20 protein-coding genes are annotated in these 23,416 nt (G+C 62.6%); 6 read left to right on the forward strand and 14 right to left on the reverse strand.

Translation table 11 applies throughout. From position 1 onward, the window contains the following. Positions 1 to 273: 273 nt before the first annotated feature. The 3 genes from BLV11_RS15815 to BLV11_RS15825 form a co-directional block, all read right to left on the reverse strand. Positions 274 to 1,686 carry a sigma-54 interaction domain-containing protein gene (locus BLV11_RS15815; RefSeq protein ID WP_091812575.1) on the reverse strand — a complete coding sequence of 471 codons (1,413 nt, stop codon included), beginning with the start codon at positions 1,684 to 1,686 and terminating at the stop codon, positions 274 to 276. Between the two features lie 168 nt (positions 1,687 to 1,854). Next, positions 1,855 to 2,985 carry a DcaP family trimeric outer membrane transporter gene (locus BLV11_RS15820; protein ID WP_091812332.1) on the reverse strand — a complete coding sequence of 377 codons (1,131 nt, stop codon included), beginning with the start codon at positions 2,983 to 2,985 and terminating at the stop codon, positions 1,855 to 1,857. A 120-nt stretch (positions 2,986 to 3,105) separates the two neighbouring features. Beyond that, positions 3,106 to 5,232: a 3-hydroxybutyrate oligomer hydrolase family protein gene (locus BLV11_RS15825; RefSeq protein WP_091812333.1), complete on the reverse strand. Its 2,127-nt coding sequence runs from the start codon at positions 5,230 to 5,232 to the stop codon at positions 3,106 to 3,108. 424 nt (positions 5,233 to 5,656) lie between these two features. Between BLV11_RS15825 and BLV11_RS15830 the strand changes: the two genes are divergently transcribed. Beyond that, complete coding sequence (locus tag BLV11_RS15830; protein ID WP_091812334.1) at positions 5,657 to 6,358, forward strand: Crp/Fnr family transcriptional regulator; 702 nt, start codon at positions 5,657 to 5,659, stop codon at positions 6,356 to 6,358. On the opposite strand, the gene BLV11_RS15835 is transcribed toward BLV11_RS15830, so the two are convergent. From BLV11_RS15835 to BLV11_RS15845, 3 genes are all read right to left on the reverse strand, one after another. Beyond that, positions 6,342 to 6,959: an HPP family protein gene (locus BLV11_RS15835; protein WP_091812335.1), complete on the reverse strand. Its 618-nt coding sequence runs from the start codon at positions 6,957 to 6,959 to the stop codon at positions 6,342 to 6,344. The genes BLV11_RS15830 and BLV11_RS15835 overlap by 17 nt on opposite strands. 131 nt (positions 6,960 to 7,090) lie before the next feature. Then, the gene (locus tag BLV11_RS15840) at positions 7,091 to 10,210 is read right to left on the reverse strand and encodes an Ig-like domain-containing domain (protein WP_091812336.1); all 3,120 of its coding nucleotides are present in this window, start codon (positions 10,208 to 10,210) and stop codon (positions 7,091 to 7,093) included. Positions 10,211 to 10,483: 273 nt separating this feature from the next. After that, complete coding sequence (locus BLV11_RS15845; protein ID WP_091812337.1) at positions 10,484 to 10,843, reverse strand: DUF6164 family protein; 360 nt, start codon at positions 10,841 to 10,843, stop codon at positions 10,484 to 10,486. Between the two features lie 56 nt (positions 10,844 to 10,899). Here BLV11_RS15845 and BLV11_RS15850 point away from each other — a divergent pair, with 56 nt between their 5' ends. The 4 genes from BLV11_RS15850 to BLV11_RS15865 all read left to right on the forward strand — a co-directional run bounded on the left by BLV11_RS15850 (position 10,900) and on the right by BLV11_RS15865 (position 14,599). Beyond that, the gene (locus tag BLV11_RS15850) at positions 10,900 to 12,327 is read left to right on the forward strand and encodes a DUF2868 domain-containing protein (RefSeq protein ID WP_245725955.1); all 1,428 of its coding nucleotides are present in this window, start codon (positions 10,900 to 10,902) and stop codon (positions 12,325 to 12,327) included. Next, the gene (locus BLV11_RS15855) at positions 12,324 to 13,766 is read left to right on the forward strand and encodes a GTPase/DUF3482 domain-containing protein (RefSeq protein WP_091812339.1); all 1,443 of its coding nucleotides are present in this window, start codon (positions 12,324 to 12,326) and stop codon (positions 13,764 to 13,766) included. Before BLV11_RS15850 ends, BLV11_RS15855 begins: the two co-directional genes overlap by 4 nt. A 59-nt stretch (positions 13,767 to 13,825) precedes the next feature. Then, positions 13,826 to 14,212 (forward strand): ectoine synthase, encoded by a 387-nt coding sequence (locus BLV11_RS15860; protein ID WP_091812340.1) that lies wholly within the window; start codon positions 13,826 to 13,828, stop codon positions 14,210 to 14,212. Positions 14,213 to 14,395: 183 nt separating this feature from the next. Then, positions 14,396 to 14,599 carry a YjfB family protein gene (locus BLV11_RS15865; RefSeq protein WP_091812341.1) on the forward strand — a complete coding sequence of 68 codons (204 nt, stop codon included), beginning with the start codon at positions 14,396 to 14,398 and terminating at the stop codon, positions 14,597 to 14,599. 6 nt (positions 14,600 to 14,605) lie between these two features. Here BLV11_RS15865 and hrpB read toward each other — a convergent pair whose 3' ends face one another. The 7 genes from hrpB to BLV11_RS15900 form a co-directional block, all read right to left on the reverse strand. Next, positions 14,606 to 17,074, reverse strand: coding sequence for an ATP-dependent helicase HrpB (hrpB, locus tag BLV11_RS15870; protein ID WP_091812576.1), 2,469 nt, complete (start codon positions 17,072 to 17,074; stop codon positions 14,606 to 14,608). Positions 17,075 to 17,143: 69 nt separating this feature from the next. After that, a complete protein-coding gene (locus BLV11_RS15875) occupies positions 17,144 to 18,355 on the reverse strand; it encodes a YbfB/YjiJ family MFS transporter (RefSeq protein ID WP_091812577.1) in 1,212 nt (403 codons plus the stop codon). Between the two features lie 106 nt (positions 18,356 to 18,461). Then, complete coding sequence (locus BLV11_RS15880) at positions 18,462 to 19,124, reverse strand: SCO family protein (RefSeq protein WP_091812342.1); 663 nt, start codon at positions 19,122 to 19,124, stop codon at positions 18,462 to 18,464. 33 nt (positions 19,125 to 19,157) lie between these two features. Beyond that, the gene (gene cyoE, locus BLV11_RS15885) at positions 19,158 to 20,060 is read right to left on the reverse strand and encodes a heme o synthase (RefSeq protein ID WP_091812343.1); all 903 of its coding nucleotides are present in this window, start codon (positions 20,058 to 20,060) and stop codon (positions 19,158 to 19,160) included. Next, positions 20,057 to 21,142, reverse strand: a complete 1,086-nt coding sequence (locus BLV11_RS15890) for a COX15/CtaA family protein (RefSeq protein ID WP_091812344.1) — start codon at positions 21,140 to 21,142, stop codon at positions 20,057 to 20,059. Before BLV11_RS15890 ends, cyoE begins: the two co-directional genes overlap by 4 nt. Before the next feature lie 4 nt (positions 21,143 to 21,146). Beyond that, positions 21,147 to 21,791 (reverse strand): hypothetical protein, encoded by a 645-nt coding sequence (locus BLV11_RS15895; RefSeq protein ID WP_245725956.1) that lies wholly within the window; start codon positions 21,789 to 21,791, stop codon positions 21,147 to 21,149. Continuing rightward, positions 21,772 to 22,533, reverse strand: coding sequence for an SURF1 family protein (locus BLV11_RS15900; protein WP_281242755.1), 762 nt, complete (start codon positions 22,531 to 22,533; stop codon positions 21,772 to 21,774). Before BLV11_RS15900 ends, BLV11_RS15895 begins: the two co-directional genes overlap by 20 nt. Positions 22,534 to 22,605: 72 nt before the next feature. On the opposite strand from BLV11_RS15900, the gene BLV11_RS15905 reads away from it, so the two are divergent. Then, a complete protein-coding gene (locus BLV11_RS15905) occupies positions 22,606 to 22,815 on the forward strand; it encodes a twin transmembrane helix small protein (protein WP_091812346.1) in 210 nt (69 codons plus the stop codon). A gap of 8 nt (positions 22,816 to 22,823) precedes the next feature. Here the strand turns inward: BLV11_RS15905 and BLV11_RS15910 are convergent. Continuing rightward, the coding region (locus BLV11_RS15910) for a cytochrome c oxidase subunit 3 (RefSeq protein ID WP_091816561.1) at positions 22,824 to 23,416 on the reverse strand (593 nt) is incomplete at its 5' end.

Here is a 23,416-nt window from a genome sequence, read left to right on the forward strand (position 1 = left end):
GCCTGGACTGAGTGTAGTCAGTCAGCGGCGGAAACAGACAATGACGGGAGGTATTCGGTCCTGGTTTTGGCGTCGATTGTTGTTTTCGGCTTTATGCTGACGTCCTGCAATACGTCAAATGCAGGCACTGTGCCAGATAAAACAAACCCCTATAAAACAGATACTTAAAAAAATAAGAAGCGGGAATTGCCAAGGCAGGCTGTCTGGCACTCCGGACATCTTTAGACCAGAGTCGTAGAGCTTTGTATGGATATACGGACAGGCGTCCTAAAATCAGGACATTCGCGCCATCTTTTCATACAGGACGGAACGGGAGATGCCGAGCAGTTTCGCCGCCCGGGTACGGTTGCCGCGACTGGCGACCAGCGCGTCTTCGATGGCCTGGGCCTCAGCTTCAGCCAGTATCTGTGCCAACGGACGAACAGGCCTGGGTAAGGCAGAAGGCACCTGACGGGCGCCATTACGGGGTAACACCTTGAAGATCGCATCGGCGTCCAGCAGGCCGTTGTCCTCGCCCATCGTCAGCGCTCGCTCCAACACATTGCGCAACTCGCGGATGTTACCCGGCCAGTCATAGCTGCCAAGCGCCGTGACCGCGGCATCGGTGATCTCACCACGCAACTCAAGACCTTCACAGAGAGCTTCCAGAATGGCTTCACACAGCACGCCGAGATCCGGCAACCGGTCCCGCAGCGGCGGGATAGCGATTTCCAGCACATTGAGGCGGTAGTACAGGTCGGATCGGAACGCCCCTTCCGCCATCATCGCCTCAAGGTTGCGACTGGTGGCGGCAATCACCCGCACATCCACCGACACCACCTTGTTCGAGCCCAGGGGTTCGATCTCGCCTTCCTGCAACGCCCGCAGCAGTTTGGCCTGCAGCGCCAGCGGCATGTCGCCGACCTCGTCCAGGAACAGAGTGCCACCATTGGCAAGCTGGAACTTGCCGTCGCGATTGCGACGGTCAGCACCGGTGTACGCCCCGGGGGTAACGCCAAAGAATTCAGCCTCCAGCAGGTTCTCCGGGATTGCCGCGACATTGACCCCGACAAAGGGTTTGTCGGCGCGGCCGGACAGGGAGTGAATAGCCTGTGCCAGCACTTCCTTGCCGGTTCCTGTTTCCCCCAGCAGCAACACCGCCATATCACGTCCGGCGGCGAGTCGGGCACGGCGTTTGACTTCCAGCGCTGCCGGACTGGCGCCGACAAAATCACCAAGGCAGTAGCGGGTTCCCCGGGTTTTGCGGGCGAGAGCCTTGCGGGCTGCCACCAGATCCTGATGCAACCGGCGGTATTTACTGACCAGCGGGGTCAGCGGCTGCAGATCGTCGTAAAGCACGAAAGCGACCGCCCCCTGGATCTCGCCCTGATCGTCGAAATACGGCAACCGGGTCACCACCAGCTGCTGGCTGTCATGCTCCATGATATCGAGCAGCAGCGGCTGGCCAGTCTCGACCACCTCATGCATGCGTGTCCGCGGAATCACCCCCCGGACGTCCTTGCCGATGGCCGCCTGCGGGTCTTTCAATCCAAGCAAGGCAGCGTAACTGGCGTTGATCCAGGTGATGCGGCTGTCGCTGTCGACGGCAATGGCGCCAGCACTGGCCTGTTCAAACAGCGGAAACAGCGCTTCGATCAGGTCGCGAGTCGGCCCGCTCTTGTTTTTATGGATAAACGGCTTGGGCATGAATGGGCTATGGCCTGGAATGTAATCGGTCATGTTGGTGAACCTGCCGTGCCAGTTGTCCGGAAACACTGACACTTTCCAGAGAGTATATGGGGGATTGGGGGTTGGCAATCGCAACCCACCCCGATTTTGGTGGTAGGGGTGGGTACGATTGCGGACAGAACGGGATCAGAAGGTGTACTGGCCGGCAAACAGGATGCGGTTGGCATCACCCTCATCGCCATTGACGTTTTCACGCTTGAAGAAGCCGTATTCCACGCCCATCATCACGTTCTTCACCGGGCTCCATAGGTAGTTGGCCATCAGGTTCTGGTTGGTTTCACTCTTGTCAGCAACCGCGGCGCCATCAGCCTCGGCATCGTCCCAGTCCACGGTCACCAGACCGTAGCCAACATTGATGCTGCTGCCTGCGCCCAGATCCAGGCCCACGCCAACGGTACCGCCATAACCGGCAATGCTTTCCAGATCACCGCCGCGGATATAGGCATCCTCGGCACCGAAGTTTTCACCGGAACGGTACAGGTAGGAATTAGCGCCATCGGTGTAGGACACGCTGCCCTGGATAGTGAGGCTCTCGCCCAGCGCCATTTTGGCGGCGGCAAAGGCGGCATAACCCACGATACTGTCGTCCACGGTGCCGGTGTCATAACCGACTTCCTGCACCAGCGCGGCGGCAGAGTAGGAGAGGCCGCCCGCAGCTTGCTCGAAACGGGCGGTCAGTGTCGGCAGGCCCTGTTTACCGCCGACCGTCGCGCCAGCACCCTCGAGGAAGTTGGTGATCGGCTCTTCCGCCGATACTGAGAAGGCCCCGGTCGTGTAGCGGGCCTGGGCTACGCGTCCCTGCAGACCGGCATTGCCAGCGAGACCGTCGAAATCCAGCACCTTGGTATTCCCCACAAAACTGTTGAAATTGGACCAGGTCTGACCCAGCAGCACGCCGTTGTATTCACCGTAACCGTGACGCAGGCGCAGGGTTCCCGGGCGAAAATCCCCTTCAAGAACCACCTTCACGCCTTCCGGAGAGGAGGCCCTGACCCCAAGACGGGTCTGCACAGCATCCGCGCTGAAGTAGCCGGTGGCCTCGTTGTCTTCATCGGCACCGGTATTGATCGCGGAGAAGGCCCCGGCACGGGTCGAAATGCCGATATCTTCGTCAATATCGTAACTGGCGTTGAAGCGGGCATAGCCGTAAAGCTCGGCCTGGTAATCCCCGGCATTGAGTTCAAAAGCACCGGCCTGGCCGGCAATCGCCAGAGCCAGCGCGGAAATGGAGTGACGCACGTATCGGTTGTTTTGCATTCGGGTGTTCCCTTGTTGTTAGTGAGGCCGGTGACGCACCGGCCGGTCAGAACGGGTTCCGCCGAAGCCCGTTCGTGGTGCCCGCCCGTATGGCGGTAGGGTGCGGCGGCACCTGTGGCCTCAATCCGGTATGCGAACCTGGTTGTCGCTAAACAGGATGCGATCCTCCGGGGCCGGTTCCTCTGCCACGAGTGGCAGATTGGCCTCACTCAGGGCTGGCGCACCGGCACCCCGGGGCACGGCGCGTACCACCTGGCTTGGCGGCAGTTCGGTGCCATCGTTGAGGCGCGCCCACAGCAGGTCGAGGGCCTGAATGTAGTAGTGGTGCAGGGGCAGGTAGCGCTCGTTGAAACCCGGGAAAGCATTGAAGGCATCCAGGTGGTGGGCGTTGAGCACTTCGTAGTAACGCAGGCCGGAGTCCGCCCCCTCGACCTTGCGGTTGAGGCCGAAATACGGGCGTGACGTGTGGTTGATCGGCAGGATGGCATCGGCGCGACCGGTCACAATCACCGCCGGCCTGCCGCCCAGGTCACCGCTGGAGCGGATGGCCGCTATGCCCGCCGCAATGGCGCTGGCCTGGTCCGCGGCCGTCCCACTCAGAGCGGTATCGGTCAACGGATCCACCCCGGTGGCCAGACCTCGCAGGCACAGCAGCGCGTCGAGGCCAAAGTCCGCCAGGCCGCTGCTGTTGGAGCTTGCCTGCTTGAGGTTGGTTGCACCGCCGCTGGCCTCATCGTAGACCTGATTGACACCCGCGGTGGGCGGAATCCCGTTACTGGCCGAGAACAGCGCCGCTTCCTGGGCATCGGTGAGGGGCATCACCGCCCCGCTGCCATCGGTGGCGGCCAGGCTCAATCCGCACAGCCGGTCTTCGACCGCAAAACCGCCGTAGGCGTTGGCGTAGGTCATGGCAATACTCTGGGCTACCGACACGCCGAAGTGGCTGGGTGCCACCAGGTTCTGTTCTGGCTGCACGGCGAACTCCTCGTTCAGGATCCGCAGCGCATCCGTGGCCTGTTCATCGAGGGTGGCGCCAGTCACCAGCCCCTTGGCAGCCAGCGCCGTGCAGATGTTCTCGTTCACGCTGACATCGTTGAGGACGGCATTGAAGGGCGCATCGTCGCGAATGGCCGGGGCCCGGTTGGCACAGCCCTGGTAAACCGCAAGCGCGGTGGTGTAATCCAGCAGACTGCGACTGTGCGCGCTGATCACCCCCCCGTTGCCCTGACGAATGGTGATTGCGCTGTCCGGCAATGGGTTCACGTTGGGCTCGGAGACCGCCACCCCATCGATCAGCCCGCGCTCGTCCTGTTCCGCGGCCCTGACTGAGGCACCGCCACCGTTGGAAACGCTGGAGGCAATCACCAGGGTGTTGTCCGGATTGATCGTCATAACCCGCTGACCATGGCCGGTTTGCTGACCGAACTGCTCATTGAGCACATAAAACCCGAACTCGATGGACGCCAGCACATGCTGCCCCCAGTCCGCTTCCGGGTTGCTGCCGGAATGGGCATGCTTGAACGCCACACGGTTCGGATAGGCGGCGTTGAAGGCCGCCCGCCCGGCTTCATCGAGGTTGGCACGGAACTGGACATCCACCTCCGGATCGCTACTGAGGCTACCGTCGATGCGCTGCGCCGCGCCGGTTTCCAGGTTAAAGCTGCCGGTGCCGGTGCCCTTGTCGGTATACACCACCGCACAGCCCTTTTTCAGCCCCCATTCCCCGGCCGTGCCAATGGCCCCGTAGACACCGCGGGACCCGGACGAGGGCGCCGTAACCATGCAGGGCTGATCAGGATCAAAGTGATGCGGAATCTGCACCATGACCGTCACCGGAGCCTGGTCATTGCCGGCATCGATAAACGCCAGGAACTCTTCACCGGCAATCAGACCTTCCCCCTCACCACCGACCTGGGGGCCGAAAAAGCTGCCGTAGCCCCCCCCCGGAGAGGTATCCACCAGCGCGCGGTAGTTGTTGTAGATGGCCAGCCGGCGCAGTTCCGCCGGGCTCGGGTTGAGGCTGTCGGCGAAAGTCGGCGCAGTAGCGCTGGCCAGGCCACTGGCACCGAGCCCCGCCGTCAGCAGGTCATTGGTCACGCCATCATAGGCGCGGTAATGGACCTCTCCGATAAGAAAGTCCGGAGTCTGGTTGAGTGCCTTGCCGGGGATATCTTCCAGCTTGCAGCCGGTTAGGGAGAGGGCGACAGCGAGCCCCGCTGGCCCGATGAGCAGTGTGCGAATGGTCATGTTCGTTTCCTTACTGGCGTTATTGTTATTTAAAAGGCGCACCGGAAAAGGAAGACGCGAAAACACCGGGCGCTGCCTGCCCAATGCTCATCTCATGCCAACTATTAATTTCCTTTATATACAGATAGTTAGAAGTCGAATCCGAACACCGGAAACAGGGCCGTCCGGTAATTCGGACACCGGGGCAGGGGTCCGAGGCCGTCCAGAAAGGGTGTACAGGGTGCGGTTCACAAGGGATTAGCGGGAAAAAGGGAGCAGCGTCTGGAAAACCGGACTGTGTCCGAAAGTCCGGACATTGCAGCCCTGGCAGAGGCGGTCGAAGCGTGAAATCGATTTTGCCGATTGATAATAATCAAACAAATGGTTTTTTGCCGTTAACAGAAAATGGCATAGTATTCAGGAATCATCTACCGGGTTGCATGCTATGACAGACGCAATCGACAGCGATTCCGTATCCCTGTCTTCCTCCCCCTGCCTGCTGGGGGAACAGCATCCGCAGGTGGCATCGCTGCCACCGGTCAATCAGACACAAACCGTGATGCACAGTCTGTGCCGGGTATTCGGAATTCGCCCGCCGAATGGCAACCCCAATCCCGACCACCTGTTACTGAACCAGCTCTGCACCCTGTTTCACAAAGAGGTGGTGGATCCGGACAGCGAACTCGAACGCCACCAGCGCCCGTGGTCACAGGTGTATCTGGTCCAGCATGGCGTTCTGCGACTGTTTCGCGAGTCTCCAGGCGGCAAGGTATCAATCCACCATTTCTTTGCGGAAGGCGATATCGCCTGGCCGGTGTTCGGCCGCAGCCGCACGGTACGCAATACCCTGTGCCTGTCCACCGTTACACCCTGCACCCTTTGGCAGGCGGATTTCCACGCCTTTCGTGATGTCTTGCGGAACCATTGCGAAGGCAAGTGGGCGCGGTTTGCCCTGACCCTGACCGAGGAACTGGCGGAACTCGCCACCAAACGGGAGTTCCACCGCCAGACACTGTCCGCCAAGGAACGCTACGATCTTATGGTGGTGGAGTATCCGGAGCTGATGCTTCGGGTCCCGGATTTCCAACTCGCCTCATGGCTGGGGGTCGCTCCAGCCACCTTTTCCCGCCTCAAGAAGGAACGCTGAGCGGAAGCTCCGACGACCGCCGCCACAGGGGATAGGGAATGCCTGCCAGACGGTTGATCACAAAGGCCTGAGCCACCAGCAGGAAGACCCCGGCCATCAATACCGGCAACTGCGCAGGATGGGGCATCAGCCCCAGCGAAACGATCAGTGCCGTGGCTCCCGCAGGTGGATGGGGAACCCGTAACAGCACCATCAGGCATCCGGTCATCCCCAACGACAGTGCCGCTGCGCCCACCCGGGCCAGATCCACCCCTGCGGCCATGGCCGAGGGCGCATTGTGCAGGCCAAACAGATAGAGGCTGAACAGCCCCGTAAGGGCGCCCACCAAATGACCACAGACCGTGTTGCGCGGTGACGCCGGTTCCGCCAGTGGCACATGGAACAGGATGAACGCTGTTGCGCCCAGGGAGGGAAAGATAAACGCCTGCTGGGTAACCAGAGCGACCAGCGAGATCAGGGCGATGCTCAGGCCGCCATTGATCAGGTTGAACCCCGCCAGCACCGTCTTGTGACTGTAGCGCCGGGACAGACGTTCCAGATGTAATGTCCGTAATACCCCACTGGCCTGTTGCCAGCGCAGACGATCGTTGCGGACTCCCATGCCCTGCCACCTGTATGCACCAAAAAAGGGCGATCATGCTAGGGCAAAGCTCCCGGGCGCCGCAACCTTGTGTCAGCATACCGTCTTGATCAAGATCAAGACGGTATGGGCATCGCCCGCTCCGTTCGACGTTATTGGGCTTGGGAGAACACGGATAACTCCTTCACTGGCGGAGACAAGTAGCTCAGCCGTAAACCGTTCACCGGGATTTCCAGATCGAATTCAACCAGCCCCCCCACATTCACCGTAATGGTCTGGGCCTGTTGGTTGTATTGCTCGATGACCTGACGGCCATCCTCCAGAAAACGAACCTCACCCAACAGATCCAGATACAACGGTACACTGTGCTGGTTGTGGGGCAGACTGAGTGGCGTATGCAGATCCGGAGCATCCAGGTACAGGTCAACGTCGGTCTCGAACACGGGGTAACCGTCAGCACCCGTGCGGATCACACCGGGGATCAGACCGTTGCGTTCGCCACTGCCATCATCCGCGTAGCGCATACGGATCACCTGTGGTCCGGTCGGTGTCTCAGCCCAGGTCAGGTCGGACAACACCATGGCGTTGACGGTCAACGAGGTGGTGGTCAGCAGCGTCGGATACAGCAGTACCCGCACCCCGGCGGCGGGATTGTCCGGATCCACCGGACCAATCACCTCGGTGTTCAGGGCTCCGGTCTGGTAGATGAACTTCAGTTCCGGACACTCGGTCAGTAGCCAGGATGAGAAAATGTTCTTCCGATCGCGGTTGCAACCCACCCGTGCGTGGCTTCGGTCCTGGCTGATGACCCGGGTCGCCTGAGGCGGGGTCAGCGGCTCGCCGCCGGCGTCAAAGGCCATATTCGAAGGCTCGACACAGTCACTGGCGTAAGACTGACGCACCACCACGCCATCACCATTGGTTTCCTCCACAATCGCACACTGGATAACACTGTCAGCATTCACATCCCGTACTGGCAGGTTACGCAGGGGCAGAAACACCGTGTCGGTGGCTGCGCTGCCCTTGAAGTAGATCGTCAGATCCGGTCCTCCACGCTGGCTCAATCCCATCAGGGCATTGGTCTCCAGGGCCTGCCCCAGGCTGGAACAGATCGCCTGGCCGCAATCCGGACTGGCCGAGGCCTGGGAAGCCAGGGTATAGCGATAGTAGGCGCCAACCTGCCAGGGCTGGTCAGGGTAAAAACGCAGCCGCTGGTTGTTCAACATCAGACGTCCCGTCACGGGCTCTGCCGCCACCGTTACGTCCTGGCCATTGCCACTGCCCAGATCGGTCACCCGCTCCACCCGGAAGCTCTCACCCAGCCGGATTGACGCCAGATCCATGGACTGGGAGAACGTCACCACTACGGGTCGGTTGGCTGGCAAGGTCTGGAGCGGCATATGCTCGTCGCTCCCATTATGGGGCACACCATTACCATCAAGGGTGCCCTGGCAGCGGCCATGATCATCACTCAGCAGACCCAGCCCGATGGTGACACAGGGGAAACCGGGGTAGGTTGTTACCGCCAGCGGCGACGACGCCGAGGCATCCGCAGCCAGCGGCAGGGCAAACGCCAGTTGCTGTGGCTGGGCGCCATTGCCGGCGAGGTCGGTCAGCAGACTGTCGATGCGGACCTGGTAGCTGGTGCCGTGCTGTAACCCGCCAACAGGCTGCAGGGTCACACTGGTGCCATCCACCGACACATCGCTGGTCACCTCATTGTCACCACTGAACAGGCGGACGCCGGCACGGACCGAGTCCCGATCCAGTGGTTCATCGAAGAACAGGGTGACCGGATCGCCAGGCCGATGAGCACGGATCATCGCCGCGTCGTTACCGGGCATCCAGCTCACCAGCGCTGGCGCGGCAAGGTCGGCCAGCGGTTGCGGGGCATCCTGCTGGGCCCGGTTGGCCGTTTCGGCGCGGATGTTGAAAGCGAGCGAGGCGCGGGCGTTCTCCAGCCCCAGCAGCGCCGGCTCCACCATGCTGAGGGCATCAATTTCCAGAGTACCGTCGTGAATTCTCGCCAACCCGACCAGCTCCAGCCCCGTCAGATCCTGGGACAGCGACGCATTGGGCTGACCTTCCACGGTGTTCATCGACACATCCATGAACAGCCGCACATGGCGCGGAGCTTCGTCACTGTCGCTGTAGGGATTGGGGAACAGATAGCCGATGGCATCGGTGGTCATCACCACCCTGATCTCGCCGGTTTTCTGAACGCCAGTGGCGGTCATCAGCGGCACCACGCCGCCAACATTAACGTCCAGCGAGGTGCTGCTGAGCACCGTGCCGCGGGGAATGCGCAGCGGGGTCATCTCCGGATAATGGGGGCCGTAGGCCAGCTCCGCCCACATCGCGCCGGTCTGCCAGGCATGAGGGGTATTCCCCAGCAGCACCGATTGCAGTGAGATGCCATTGACCGGCTCGCCGTTGAGCTTCGAACGCAGATCCTGGCTGGTGCTGTTGGCGGTTGCGGTCTGGTAGAGCACTTCGGTGGGACCCGACTCTCGCGGCACCAGAGGCAGCGCAAGGTCAAGCATCTGGTCACCATACAGGTTGGGCAACGCCTTCAGGGTCAGGGTGTAAGTCTCACCCGCCGTCAATTCATCACTGTCGCTGCCTTCCGGCGCCAGCGGATCGATCACCAGTTGCCGGCCACGGGCAATCACGTAGGCTGGCACCAGCTCACCGGCACTGTTCTCCAGGCGCACCGAGTCACCGTACACCACGCCATCAGGATGAATATCCTGGGTCAGCGTCAATCGCAGGGTGGAGAAATCCATCACTGGAAAACGCTGGCCGTCGGGGATCATCGTGGCCAGGCCAAAACGGCTGTCGGTCACCGACTCGCTGCGAATGGTCGTGCGGCTGCCGCGGGTGCTGAACACCAGCTCGCCATCGTCAAGTTCGGTGAGGGTGCCGCCGTCCGTAACCAGCGGCTCGGACAGGCTGAGCCGGTACGTCTGAGCCGGGGCCAGCGCCCGCTCCGGGCGGATCAGCCAGCTCTGGCCACCATCCACCGCCTGCAGGGTATGGCCGACAGCAGCGCCGTCGGCATCGACCAGGGCCAGCCGGGGTTCGGCCACGACGGTGGAGAAACGCAGCACCAGATCGGCCTGCGGAGCAACCTCCTGCTGGCCATCCGCCGGATAGCTGTAGATCAGGCCCGGGGGCGCCTCCGCTGACAGCATCACTGCCTGGTCCCCGCCACAGCCCGCGAGCAGGGTCAGGGCAGCGGCAATCAATACCGTGGTGTTGTTTCGAATCATCGGGCGGCCTCCAGGTCACAGCAAGAGAAATGGGGAGCAGACCATAGCCAGCGAGTTCGAAGGCAGAATTGGCAATAAGTACAGCGACCTCTGGCGGAACGGCCGGCTATCGCAATTACACTCTGTAACAATATGTTTCAGAAAGAAAAATTCAGAGATGGCGCGGACACCGGGCAAAACAGGCTCTTTTCTGTTCTGTGACAGGAGTCACACCGTTGAACCGGGAGATGTTCGACCCGAAGCAGAACGGCGCCGGCGGTGGCCAGCGGACGCTCAAATACGAATGAAGGGAATCAGGCTGAGGAACAAGATGGCCACAATGGCCAGGGCAGCCGCCAGCGTGGTGACCGGCTTTTGCCGAATCCGCTGCCAGATTCCCCGGTTCTCCCCCCGCAACAGGTCCTGCTGGTAGCGCTGGCGCTGGGCACTCTGGCGTTGTTGCTGGTAGTCATTGAGCAGGGCGCGGGCCCGCTCGGCCTCATCCTCGTCGTGAACCCAGAATCCGCCCATGCTGATTCCCCAGCGACTGGGCGGGGTTTCATAGTAGGGGACCCCGTGCTGCTCGAACAGTTGGCGGATTTCCTCCGCTTCATCATCCGGGACATAACGCAGGTTCATCAGGTGGTGGGGCATGGTAATTATGGTATCGGCAACGGATATCCCTATATTCTAGAGGAAAACCACCGCCAATGACCGGTTCGAGGAAGGAGAAAGAACACGGCATGTCCGACAAGGCCCTGACGCTGCTACTGGAATTCGACGATCAGGTTCGCCGCGACCACCATCAGTCGCCGGCGTTCCTGCACCGTCGCGACCGCCGCTATGCCCTCGCCGCCGACGGTACGCTGACACCCCGACACTGGCTCGACTACGTCCAGCGCATCGGCAGCCCGCATCACACCAGCGCGCTGCGGCCGTTGCGCCGCTGGCATCGCATCAGCCTTAGCTTTGTGGTGACCGGCGCGCTGTTTGGCATCGTGACCATGCTCGGGCTGCTCTACTACGACGGCAGCGGACGCATCAATATCACCGTGCTGCTGGCCTTCATGCTGCTGCAGCTGGTGCTGGCGGTCGCTACATCGCTGCAGGCCCTGGCGGGATGGCGGCCCTGGGGCTGGCTGATTGAACGCTATCTGCACCCCGGCCAGGAGGCGGCCATGGCCATCAATCGCCTGCAACCGCAATTGATGGCCCGGGCCGCCCACGGCGGTGGCCTGGCGTTCGCGCTGGCAGGGCTGTTAACCCTGGTCACCCTGGTGGTGGTGCGGGATCTGGCGTTTGGCTGGAGCACCACCCTGAGTACGGGCGCCGCCAGCTACCAGCAACTCATGGCGACGCTGGCCTGGCCCTGGCAGGGGCTGTGGCCGGCAGCGGTCCCCGACCTGGACCTGGTCAGCCAGACCCGTTTCTTCCGGATCAGCGAGGGTTCCCCGGTGACGGCTGCCCGCTGGGGTGACTGGTGGCCCTTCGTCACCATGGCCTGGGGCTGTTACGTGATTCTGCCACGGCTGTTGTTGCTGCTGCTCAGCATCTGGCACCTGCGGCGCCGGGCCGGGCAGCTGCTGGCCGCGCACCCGGGCCTGCTGGCCCTGCGCTACCGGATGGAAACCCCGACCGTGGAAAGCGGTCACCAGAACACCGATGTCAACCGCCCCCCGGAGCTTGCGGTGCAAACCGGTCTGCACCCGTTGCCTGACAGCCCGGTGGTGATTCGCTGGGCCGGAGCCGGCAACGGCAGCCTACCCCCGCTATTTCAGGGGACTGATCGGCGCCTGGTGGTGGACGCCGGGGGGGCGGCCAGCCTCGATCAGGACCAGCAGGCGATTGGACAGGCCCGCGAGCACCTGCACGCCGACAGCCGTCATTCGATCACCATCCTCACCCGGGCCTGGGAACCACCCACCGCAGAACTGGAAGATTTTATTGGCGATGCCCGCAACCACTGGCCGGCCAATACCCGCATCACCCTGGTACCTTTGGCCACCGACCCGGAGCAACCGGCGCCGGACCGGCAACTGGCGCCCTGGCTTCGCTTCAGCGAACGGCTCAGCGACAAGCGGCTTCATGTCAGCCGTTATCCGGAGTCCCCCCACCAAACGGCGGGGGCGCAACCATGACCGATCACCGGACACCGGCCCCCACCTTTGCCGTGGTCGGCCACCCCAACAAGGGCAAATCCAGCATCGTGGCCACCCTGTCCCAGAACGACAGCATTGCCATTGCCCTCGAACCCGGTACCACCCGCCACAGCCAGGCCTATGACCTGACCGTGGATGGCGACGTGCTCTATACCCTGGTGGACACCCCCGGGTTCCAACGACCGCGGCAGCTACTGGCCTGGCTGGAAGCCCACAGCCTGTCAGCCTCAGACCGGGCTGAAACCGTCGCCGCCTTTGTCAATCAGCACCGCGACGATCCCCGTTTCCATGACGAATGCGAGCTGCTGACGCCCCTGGTGGAAGGTGCCGGCATTATCTACGTGGTTGACGGTTCGGTGCCCTACAGCGCCGAGAATGAAAGCGAGATGGAAATCCTGCGCTGGACCGGACGCCCCAGCCTGGCACTGATCAACAGTATCGGCGCGGACGATTACAGCGAACACTGGCAGTCCGCCCTCGGCCAGTTCTTTCAGGTGGTGCGCAAATTCGACGCGGTGCGGGCACCGTTTAACCAGCACCTCAGCCTGCTCAAGGCTTTTGGCCAGCTCGAGCCGGCCTGGGAGCAGGTGCTCGATTCCGCAGTACTGCACCTGTCAGGGCAGCGGGCACAGCGCAAGTCCCAGACCGCGCGGCTGATCGCCACCGCCCTGGAAGAGATGATGGCGTGGCAGGAGAAACGTACCCTGACCGCACCTCAAAGTGAGGCGCACGCCCGTGACACCCTGGCCGAGCAACTGCGCCAACGTTGGTACCAGCACCAGCGCAAACGCGAACAGTCGTTGCGGCTGGCCATTGAAGCGCTGTATCAACACCACCGGGTACAACGCCAGGAAGCCGAATTACGCTGGCACAGCGAGCATGATCTGTTTAGTGAGGGCAGCCGCCAGGCCTGGGGTGTCAGCCGCACCTACCTGACCACCGCCGGCTTCGGCGCCGGGGCCATTGGCGGAGCCGGCCTTGATGCCATCACCCTGGGTTCGTCTCTCGGTACCGGGGCGCTGGTTGGGGGGCTCATTGGCGCAGCGGGCAGCTATTTCTACGGCGATCGCCTGACCCTGCCGGTACTGAAGATCGGCGCCCTGCGTCATGGTCTGCAAACCGCGAGTTTCGGGCCGGTGCAGGACAGCCAGTTCGGTTACGTGGTTCTGGGCCGGGCGGTGGATCACTGGTGGCACATTGCCCACCGCAACCACGCCGGCCGCGATCCGCTCGACCTGGAACCCAGTGACAGCCACTGGCTCGACCAGCTCGACAGCCCCCACCGCCAGGTCATTCACCGGGCGCTGACCCGATGCCGAAAGCAGCGTGCCCTGAGCAGCGAACAGCGCCAGCAACTGGCCGAAACCCTCGAGCTTGCCATGGACCTCTACCACCAGTGGCGGACCGCAGGCGGTTGAAACGGACCGCGTCCGGATGTTTATACTGTGCCGCGACTCCCACCAACATGAGGACTATCATGAAGATTGTACGTGTACAGGACATCATCGGAACCGAGCGCGAAGTGGAAGGCCCGGGCTGGACCAGCCGCCGCCTGCTGCTGAAAAAAGATGGTATGGGTTTCTCGTTCCACGAGACCATCATTCCCGCCGGTGCCGAGCTGAACCTGTGGTACAAGAACCATCTCGAAGCGGTCTATTGCGTTGCCGGTAACGGCTCCATCACCGATCTCGCCACCGGGGAAACCCACGAAATCACCGACGGCACCCTGTACGCCCTCGACAAGCACGATCGTCACGTACTTCGTGGCGGCAGTGAGGATATGCGCCTGATCTGCTCTTTCAATCCGCCGGTCACCGGCCGCGAAACCCACGACGAAGACGGCTCCTACAACCTGGCGGAATGATCCCCGGGCGGCATGTGCATGACCACAGCGGTTTCCTCCCCTGTAAGCGGCTGTAACGGTTTGCAAGGTTTGGCGTCCGGGGCTTCCCTCTGGCGTCAGGCTGGTGATATTTTGACCACTCCTGCGTTAGCCATCGCAACAGGCGGCTACCGTGTCCCCTAGTGTCAAACCGGGTCAGCCATCGTGGATATTTCATCACTTGCCAGTTTCAGCACCCAGCTCAACCAGGCCGACGTTCAGCAACAGGCCCAGCTCAGTGTCTTGAAAACGGCCCAGGACATGGCGGCAGCGGGCGCTCTGCAACTGCTCGACGCCATCCCCTCGCCACAGCCGTCGGTCAGCAGCGGCGACGCCCGCATCGGCAGCGTTATTGATGTCCGGGTCTGAACACCCTCAACGCCCCTGTTTTTTGGTGCCCTGCCGCGCTTCTGCGGTAAAGGGATCCTCCGGCCATGGATGCTTGGGGTAGCGCCCCCGCATGTCCTTGCGCACCTCCACATAGCCATTACGCCAGAAACTCGAGAGGTCGCTGGTCACCGCCAGTGGGCGCTGGGCCGGCGACAGCAGGTGGATCACCACCGGCACCTGGCCGTTGGCAACCCTTGGCGTCTCGGTCCAGCCGAACAGCGCCTGTAACTTGGCGGCCAGCACCGGTCCCTGCTCTGCGGTGTAATCAAGACGCACTGACTGGCCGGTAGGAATCGTCAGCGTTGCCGGCGCCAGCTCCGCCAGCCGGGTTTGCAGACGGTAGTCCAGGACGCTGCTCAAAGCCGTCGCCAGGTCGACCTTTTGCAATTCCGCCCAGCGGCTCGCCGATGTCAGAAACGGCCCCAACCATTGCTCCAGTTCTGCCAACAGGGTGTCGTCATCCACCGCCGGCCATTGTTCCGGCCATAGCCTGTGCACTAGCGCCAGCCGGGCGCGCAGCTGACGGGATTCCTCACTCCACGGCAGACTCTGCAAACCTTTCTGGCGCACCGCAGCCAGCAGCCCGGCGAGCACCTGAGCGGCATCAGGGCTGGGCAACGTGGTTTCTTCAAGCACAAGCTGACCCAACCGTTTCTGCCGCCGAACCACCACCCGGCCACGCTGGTCGTCCCAGAGGCACTCGTCGTGGCTGACAATATGGACCGCCAGGTCCTGTTCCAGCCGATCAGGGTTCACCACCGCCGCCAGATAGATTCGCGACTCCCGTGCCTGCCCGTCCAGATCGACCGCCACCAGCCAGGACTCCCGTGCCAGACGGTCCTCCTCCGCCAGTACGGCACCACGGCCATTACTGAGCTGGTAACGAGGTGCCTGGCCAGAGCGCTTGCGGGCGATACGATCCGGGTAGGCCTGGGCCAGCAGACGACCGGCATCCTCACTGCCCGGAATCACGGTATCGTCCACCGTGGCCAGCCGCTGTACGGATCGTTGCAGGGCCTGCAGGCGCTGGCGGTCCACTCTCGGGTCGCGGGTTTCACCCCGCAGCAGCTGCCAGCGCAGGTGGAGATCGGCGCCGGCACGGGGACCGAGCAGGTCCCGTTCCTCCAGCAGGGCGGCCAGTTCGGCGGCGAGCCTGGCGAGCCCCCATGTCCGTCCCCGCAGCACCATGTGAGCCAGACGGGGGTGAATACCCAGTTGCCGGGCGGCCTTGCCATGATCACTGATGCTGCCATCGTCGTTGAGCAGGTCAAGCCACTGCAACAGGTCGGTGGCCTGCTGCCAGTGAGCAACCGGGGGCGGGTCAATCCACTCCAGGTCGTCGGGCTTGCGGGCGCCCCACTGGGCCAGCTCCAGCACCAGCGGTGCCAGGTCGGCCTGTACAATGTCCGGGGCGGTGAAGTCGGCCAGGCCAAACTGCTCCGATTCACTCCACAACCGGTAGCATACGCCCGGCTCTACCCGTCCGGCCCGTCCCCGCCGCTGTTCAGCGGAGGCCTTGGACAGGCGGCCAGTCACCAGACGAGTCATACCGCTGTTGGGGTCAAACACCGCCCGGCGTTGCTGCCCGCTGTCCACCACCACCCGGATGCCTTCGATGGTCAGGCTGGTTTCGGCAATGGCGGTAGCTAGCACCACCTTGCGCTCGCCGTCCGCGGCCGGGGCTATGGCCTGATCCTGTTCGTCGTTGCGCAGGTTGCCATACAGCGGTGCCAACCGAACCCCCGCCGGCAGGGTACCCCGAAGTGCCGATTCGACCCGGCGGATTTCACCAGCGCCCGGCAGGAACACCAGCAGGGAACCGTCCTGCTCAGCGATGGCTTCGTGGATAACCGCAACCACCTGATCCAGCAAACGCGCATCCCGGGACAATGGCCGGTAGAAGGTCTCTACCGGAAAGGAGCGCCCCTCACTGGTCAGCACCGGTACGTCACCGAGTAGCCGGGCGATGGGGGCGGTATCGAGCGTCGCAGACATCACCACCAGACGCAGGTCTTCCCGCAGCGCCTGCTGGCTCTCCCGAACCAGGGCGAGGCCCAGGTCACCCTGCAGCGAGCGTTCGTGAAACTCGTCGAACAGCACCGCAGCGTACCCGGTGAGTTCCGGGTCGTCCTGGATCAAGCGGGTAAGAATGCCTTCGGTGACCACTTCGATCTGGGTGCGGGCGCTGACTTTGGTATCCAGGCGGGTACGATAGCCCACGGTTTGCCCCGCGCGCTCACCGAGTTGGCTGGCCATGTAGCGGGCGGCGGAACGGGCGGCGAGGCGGCGGGGTTCGAGCATAAGAATCTTGCGCTGACGGCGCCAGCTTGCGTCGAGTAAGGCCAGCGGTACGCGGGTGGTTTTTCCGGCGCCCGGTGGTGCCTGCAACAGCACCGTGGTTGTGGATTTGAGGGTTTGTTGCAGGTCAGGGAGGAGAGGGTCGATGGGTAGCATGGTGTTTTTCATCGGTCTCGACCAGGAGTTTTGGTAGGGGAGCGCGAGCGGGGGCTGCTTATCGGGTCGCTACCGGGACTGGCGATGCCAGACTTCCGGTTTGGGGACCAGAAAGACAAACAGCAGTCCCCAGGCCAGGGCAGCGACACCGATCCAGAACGCGCTTTCGAGGGTGCCACCCATGCCCAGCCACTGCTTTGCCAGCCACGGACCGGCCATCTGAGCGAAGCCGTACAGGGCCACCAGCGCAGCAGACAAACGGGGCCCCTGATGAGGATGGAGTGCGCGGCCAATACGCTGAGTCAGCAATACCGCACCCAGGAAGGTGCTGCCGATCAGCACACCACACAGCACAATGCCAGTGGCCCCTGGCAGCAACACCGCTGCCAGAACGCCAAGCAGCTGTATCACGAAGTTCGCGATAATTGCCAGGTGATCACCAATTTTGGCACCTAAATTATTCCAGATCCATGCAGATGGCAGGGTAACAAGGGCCACAATCAGCCAGGAGCCATCAATCAACCAGTGACCTTCGGGCAACTGCAGTTTTGCCAGCAACGGCAGAAAGGTCATCGGCAGGATATAGCCCAGGCCCGCGCCGGCATAGGCGAGGAACAACGGCAGACTGGCCCGGTCCAGCAGCTTGCCCGGCTTGCTGGTGGGTTGCTCTGGCTGTTCGGCGCGCACCGGGACATCCAGTGCCAGCAACCGGGCCGTTCCCCACCAGGCCAGCGGGATCGACAGCACCGCCGCCGGCCACCAGCGGTCGGCACCAGACAGCCAGTCTGCGGCCAGTGTCACCAGCGCGCTGGATACCAGCAGCCCGACACCGACGCCCAGGTACACCAGGCCGCTCTTGGCAGCACGGTTGCGTGACACCAGCCATTCGAGGATCAACGCCGGGGCCTGGACAAACACCACACCATTAGCCACGCCGTTGATCCAGCGCGATACCGAGATCAGCGTCACGGTGTCCAGCTGGGTCTGGGCCAGGCTGGTGAGGATATGCACCGCCATGAAGACCGGCAGCAACACGCGGATTTGGTCAATGCGGTGCCAGCGAATGGCCACCATGGCACCCATCAGGTAGCCGAGATAGTTCCAGGTGGCCACGGCGGCGCCCCCGGCAGCATCAATCTGGCCATCAGCCACCAGATAAGGCAACAGCGGGGTGTAGATGAAACGGCCGAGACCATGAACAACCAGCAGCAGGATGGCACCTGCGGCCAGTACCGAAAACAGTTCCCGGGGCGACGTGCAGTGTTGCTGATTCAAAGGCATGGTGGTTGGGCCAGGCAAATTGGGGGCACAGTCTACGGTGTCGCCGGCGACTTGCAAAGACGACTTTCCGGGAAACTCAGGCGTCTAAAACGCTCTCTGGCGCTACTCAGCGAGCCCGTTCCCGGTTCTCCCGGGCCCACTGGTAGATACGGCCATAGGCTTCGGCAACGGCCTGGGGGGTGTGCGGGGGCTGAATGACCGCCGCCAGTTCGCCATCCGGATTGATCAGTGCCAGGTGGGCACTATGGTCCACCAGCTGGAGATCTCCGTCCTGACGGTGAATGAACACTGCGTTCAGGTTCTTGGCCAGTGCTCTCAAGGTGTCCAGATCGCCGGTCAGGCCCTGAAAACCCTCGCCGAAGAAGGTCAGGTATTCCCTGAGCCGCTCGGGGCTGTCGCGCTCGGGATCGGCGGAGATCAGCAGATAACTTGGCTGGGGCAGCTCCGCAGGGATCAGTGCGCTGGCCCGGCGCAGATTGGACAGCGTCGCCGGACACACATCCGGGCAGAAGGTGTAGCCCACGAAAGCAAACGTCCAGTGACCTTTCAGCGCTTCCTGAGTGGTTACCTCACCCTGCTCGTTCAGCAGCTCGAACTCTGCGATGGGGCGGCCCCGGTCGTAGACAAAGGCGTTGAACTCACTGAGTTCCGGGGCCGGCAGGGGCTCCTGGCCATCGGCCTTGAACACCTGTCGGGCCACGACCAGGGCAAACACCAGCACCACGGCCAAAAGCAGGATGGCAACGGTATTACGAACGGATCGGGCCATGGCTGGTAAGAATCTCCCTGAGAATGCGGTGGCTCAGAAACTCAGGTAGTGATCGACCAGCAACACCACGAACAGAGCCATCAGATAGCTGATGGAATACTTGAAGGTGGCCAGAGCCACACGCCGGTCGTCTCCCCTGAGCAGTCGTACCGCATAGTGCAGGAAACGCAGTCCCAGTACCAGCGCTCCGGCCAGGTAGAGGTACCCGGACATACCGGTGACAAAGGGCAACAAGCTGACCGCCAGCAACATCAGGGTGTACAGCAGAATGTGCAATTCGGTGTAGCGGTTGCCGTGCGTCACCGGCAGCATCGGTATTCCGGCTTCGGCGTATTCTTCCTTGCGATGGATCGCCAGGGCCCAGAAATGGGGGGGCGTCCAGGCGAAGATGATCAGCACCAGCAACAGCGCATGGCCGTCAACCTGGCCCGTCACCGAGGTCCAGCCCAGCAGCGGCGGCATCGCGCCGGCAAGGCCGCCAATGACGATGTTCTGCGGGGTTGCCCGCTTCAGGAACAGGGTGTAGACCCCGGCATAGCCCACCAGGGATGCCAGGGTCAGCCAGGCGGTGAGGGTGTTGACCTGCCACACCAGCACCAGCATGCCGCCAAGGGCCAGGCTGATGGCAAACAGCAGGGCGTCCACCGGAGCAATCCGGCCGGTTGCCACCGGACGTTTGCGGGTACGGGCCATGATGGTGTCGATTTTCTGGTCGACCACATGGTTCACCACCGCCGCCGCACCGGCCAGCAGCGCTATGCCGAGGTTACCGAACAGGAGGACCCGCCAGCCCGGCAGATCGGGAACGGCCAGCAGCATGCCGATCACCGAGGTGAGGATCATCAACGCCACCACCCGGGGCTTGGTCAGTTCGAGGAAATCCCGCCAGCTGACGTTCTCGGATTTGTAGGACAGGGCCTTGGCCTGTTGGCTCATGCAGCAACCTCCCGGTTGATCAGCGTGGAAGAGGATGAAAGGACATAGTGCCGGCAATGATGCAGGCGCCAGATGAGGTGAATGATGGTCAGTAACAGGCCGGCGCCCATGGCGTTATGGGCAACGGCCACCGCCAGCGGCAGATGAAAGGCAACATTCGCCAGACCAAGGGCGATCTGCGCCGCCAGCGCCGCAGCTACCAGAGCCGTGGCTCGCAGCAACAGGGGTGCCGACCTGGCCTGCCGCCACATCAGCGCCAGCAGCACGATCCAGTAGCCCAGCACCACCACGGCACCGACACGATGGCTGACATGGATCGCCACCCGCCCGGTGGCTTCCAGCTGACCGCCGAGATAGTTGGGGCCAACCTGTTGGGTAACGTCAAAGCCGTGCTGGAAATCCATCTCTGGCCACCATTCACCATGGCAGGTGGGCAGATCACTGCAGGCTACTGCTGCGTAGTTGGCTGCGGTCCAGGCACCCAGCGCGATCTGCATCACCACCAGGGCCAGTCCTCCAAACAACCAGGGCCTGAGCCCCGCCAGCTTGCGCTCCGATGCATCGGCGACCGAAACCGGCCGGGTTCGCAAGCGCAGGGTCAACAAGGTAAGCAGGCTCAGCGTGGTGAATCCCCCGAGCAGGTGCAGAGCGACCACCTGGGGCCAAAGCTTGAGGGTCACGGTCCACATGCCAAAGGCGGCCTGCAGCACGATAAATCCGGCAGTAAACAGCGGTAGCCTGACCGGTATGCCCGCCCGGCGGTGGCGGACCGCGGTCATGGCCAGGCCAAACACGATCAGCCCCAAAGTGCCCGCGGCGTAACGATGAATCATCTCCGGCCAGCCCTTGGCGGTGTCCACCGGCGCTTCCGGAAAACGGGCCTCGGCAATGGCGATCTGATCAGCGGATCCGGGTACGGTAAGAAAACCGTAGCAGCCGGGCCAGTCCGGACAGCCAAGGCCCGCGTGCACCAGCCGGGTCCAGGCCCCCAGCATAACCACCACCACCGCCAGCAGGGTGGCAATCAGGGCCCAGCGCCCCATGGTCTTGCGAATCGACGGAGAGTGAGCAGAAGCAGTCATGGCATTACCCCAGCTGGGACAACTTGAGCAAGCGTTTAATATCTTTCAGCATGTCCTCGCCACTGTTGTCCGGGGTGTACTGCATCATCACATGGCCCAGCGGATCCACCAGCAGGATTCGGGGCCCCGCCGCCGGATTGATCGCATCCGGCCAGACCGGGTCGCGGCCACCGCGACGAAGCATTTCCACGGCCTCATATTCAGCCCCCAGGCGTTGCTGCTGGGACAGCGTCAGCTCCGTCAGATAGGCCGCCCGGGCAACCCGGTTGGCGTCCTTGCCGAGCGCCACATTGACCTGACGAGACAGGTACAGCAACGATTCACATGTCTGTGCGCAGCCTTCGGCGGTGGTCAGCATCAACCATTGCCGGTTGGCAGTGGGCGCGGTGAAGCGATCCGCCAGACGCTTGCCATCAGTACCGATCAGGTTCAGCTGACTGACCGGCACCAGCGGTTGAACCAGGGAGCCATAGTTGACATGCCCCGCCGGATTGAGCCAGCCGGTGTAGTACATCACCGTGGCCAGTAGCATCGGCCCGAATCCGATGACAAACAGCAGCAAGGCGACCCGGCGGCCGCGGCGCACCCGTTCCGGGGAGAGGGGTTCGTTGTCGTTATCGGTCATGGAGTTAGCCATTGTCGTTGTCATTATCGGCTCCTGTCTTGCGGTAGCTGGCAATGATGGTCAGAACCAACAACGCCAGTGCGAGTGAAAACCATTGCACGGCATAGCCGTAGTGGGTCTGCGGGCCCATGCGATCCGGCTGCCAGTCAGCGCGGAAAGCGCCGGGCTGATCGCCGCCCGCCAGTCTGATCACCTTGCTGGCCACGGTGTCCGCCTCTGCGGCCACGGCTGACTGGTGCAGTGCCTGCACCCGCCGCGGCCAACCCGGTGTTGGCCCGGCATCCGCCAGCACCGGCGGCACCGGGTAATCCGCCAAGCGGCCCTGGACAATCACTTCCGAGGCCGGCGTGGGAAACACCGGCAGGCGTTCACGACTTGCCGGTGCCCGTAACCAGCCCCGGTTGACCACCACAGAGGGACCTTCCGCCGGCTCGAACAGTGTCAGGATTTCATACCCCGCGACCCCATCCCGGGTCCGGTTATCCAGTAACCAGCTGCGCTCGCCATAGTGCCCGCTCAGGGCCACCGGTTGACCACTGGTCAACCCCAGGCTCACCAGCTCTGGCCAGGTCAGCTCCGTTGCCTGCAGCTGCCACTGCTGTAACAGCACCTCTTTTTCCCCCGCCCGCTGCAGCTGCCACAGACCCAGTGCCAGTAACAGCGGCAGCAAACAACCACTGAACATCATTAAACGGGGATTGAACCGCCAGCGGCGATGGCCAGGATCCTTCCCACCCGCCTTGTCGCACTCTTTAGCAAACCCCATGGCGCTGCTCATGCTCTGCTATAGTGAATCCAGTTGCGCCCAGAGGTGCCGTTCAACCAAGCGGGGTTTGTCATGCTCAAAGTGGTCATTGTCCTGTTGTTGATTGCCGTCGTGATCAGCCTGTTTACCGGCCTGGTGTTTCTGATTCGGGATGGGGGCCGGACCAACAGGGTCGTCAACTCCCTGGCCGTCCGGGTCGGCCTCAGCCTTACCCTCCTTGTGTTGATTCTGGTGGCCCTGTGGCACGGCGACCTGTCAATGAACCCGACGCCGTACCACTGAACCCCGCCCTACAAGATGTAGACGAACACAAACAACCCCAGCCATACCACATCCACAAAGTGCCAGTACCAGCTGGCCGCCTCGAAACCAAAGTGTTTGTCGGCCGAGAAATGCCCCTTGAGGATGCGAATCAGCATGATGGTCAGCATCAGGGTTCCCAGTAAGACGTGGGCACCGTGGAATCCGGTGAGCATGAAGAAGGTGCTGCCATAGATACCGGACTGCAGGGTCAGGTCCAGTTCGGTATAGGCATGAACGTATTCTTCTGCCTGCAGGATCAGGAAGCCCACCGCCAGCACGATGGTGGCCGCCAGCCAGAGCTTGAGCTTGCCGCGATGGTTCTGTTTCAGGCCATGGTGGGCGACGGTAACGGTGAACGAGGAAGTGACCAGCAGGATGGTGTTGATCAGAGGCAAGCCCCAGGGTCCGATGACTTCCTTGGCCGCCGGGAACGCCTCCGGATCCGGATTGTTGATCAGCGGCCAGGTTGCCTGGAAGCCTTCCCACAGCATGTTGCTGCTGCCGCGGTCACCTTCACCACCCAGCCAGGGTACGGCAAACACCCGGGCGTAGAACAGCGCGCCAAAAAACGCGGCAAAGA

The organism is Marinobacter mobilis, assembly GCF_900106945.1.
Taxonomy (GTDB): Bacteria; Pseudomonadota; Gammaproteobacteria; order Pseudomonadales; family Oleiphilaceae; genus Marinobacter; species Marinobacter mobilis.

What these genes read in the sequence shown, in the direction of transcription:
- BLV11_RS15815 (WP_091812575.1), bottom strand. Translation starts at nt 1,686, where the DNA reads ATGCCCAAGCCGTTTATCCATAAAAACAAGAGCGGGCCGACTCGCGAC.
- BLV11_RS15820 (WP_091812332.1), bottom strand. Translation starts at nt 2,985, where the DNA reads ATGCAAAACAACCGATACGTGCGTCACTCCATTTCCGCGCTGGCTCTG.
- BLV11_RS15825 (WP_091812333.1), bottom strand. Translation starts at nt 5,232, where the DNA reads ATGACCATTCGCACACTGCTCATCGGGCCAGCGGGGCTCGCTGTCGCC.
- BLV11_RS15830 (WP_091812334.1), top strand. Translation starts at nt 5,657, where the DNA reads ATGACAGACGCAATCGACAGCGATTCCGTATCCCTGTCTTCCTCCCCC.
- BLV11_RS15835 (WP_091812335.1), bottom strand. Translation starts at nt 6,959, where the DNA reads ATGGGAGTCCGCAACGATCGTCTGCGCTGGCAACAGGCCAGTGGGGTA.
- BLV11_RS15840 (WP_091812336.1), bottom strand. Translation starts at nt 10,210, where the DNA reads ATGATTCGAAACAACACCACGGTATTGATTGCCGCTGCCCTGACCCTG.
- BLV11_RS15845 (WP_091812337.1), bottom strand. Translation starts at nt 10,843, where the DNA reads ATGCCCCACCACCTGATGAACCTGCGTTATGTCCCGGATGATGAAGCG.
- BLV11_RS15850 (WP_245725955.1), top strand. Translation starts at nt 10,900, where the DNA reads ATGACCGGTTCGAGGAAGGAGAAAGAACACGGCATGTCCGACAAGGCC.
- BLV11_RS15855 (WP_091812339.1), top strand. Translation starts at nt 12,324, where the DNA reads ATGACCGATCACCGGACACCGGCCCCCACCTTTGCCGTGGTCGGCCAC.
- BLV11_RS15860 (WP_091812340.1), top strand. Translation starts at nt 13,826, where the DNA reads ATGAAGATTGTACGTGTACAGGACATCATCGGAACCGAGCGCGAAGTG.
- hrpB (WP_091812576.1), bottom strand. Translation starts at nt 17,074, where the DNA reads ATGCTACCCATCGACCCTCTCCTCCCTGACCTGCAACAAACCCTCAAA.
- BLV11_RS15875 (WP_091812577.1), bottom strand. Translation starts at nt 18,355, where the DNA reads ATGCCTTTGAATCAGCAACACTGCACGTCGCCCCGGGAACTGTTTTCG.
- BLV11_RS15880 (WP_091812342.1), bottom strand. Translation starts at nt 19,124, where the DNA reads ATGGCCCGATCCGTTCGTAATACCGTTGCCATCCTGCTTTTGGCCGTG.
- cyoE (WP_091812343.1), bottom strand. Translation starts at nt 20,060, where the DNA reads ATGAGCCAACAGGCCAAGGCCCTGTCCTACAAATCCGAGAACGTCAGC.
- BLV11_RS15890 (WP_091812344.1), bottom strand. Translation starts at nt 21,142, where the DNA reads ATGACTGCTTCTGCTCACTCTCCGTCGATTCGCAAGACCATGGGGCGC.
- BLV11_RS15895 (WP_245725956.1), bottom strand. Translation starts at nt 21,791, where the DNA reads ATGACAACGACAATGGCTAACTCCATGACCGATAACGACAACGAACCC.
- BLV11_RS15900 (WP_281242755.1), bottom strand. Translation starts at nt 22,533, where the DNA reads ATGGGGTTTGCTAAAGAGTGCGACAAGGCGGGTGGGAAGGATCCTGGC.
- BLV11_RS15905 (WP_091812346.1), top strand. Translation starts at nt 22,606, where the DNA reads ATGCTCAAAGTGGTCATTGTCCTGTTGTTGATTGCCGTCGTGATCAGC.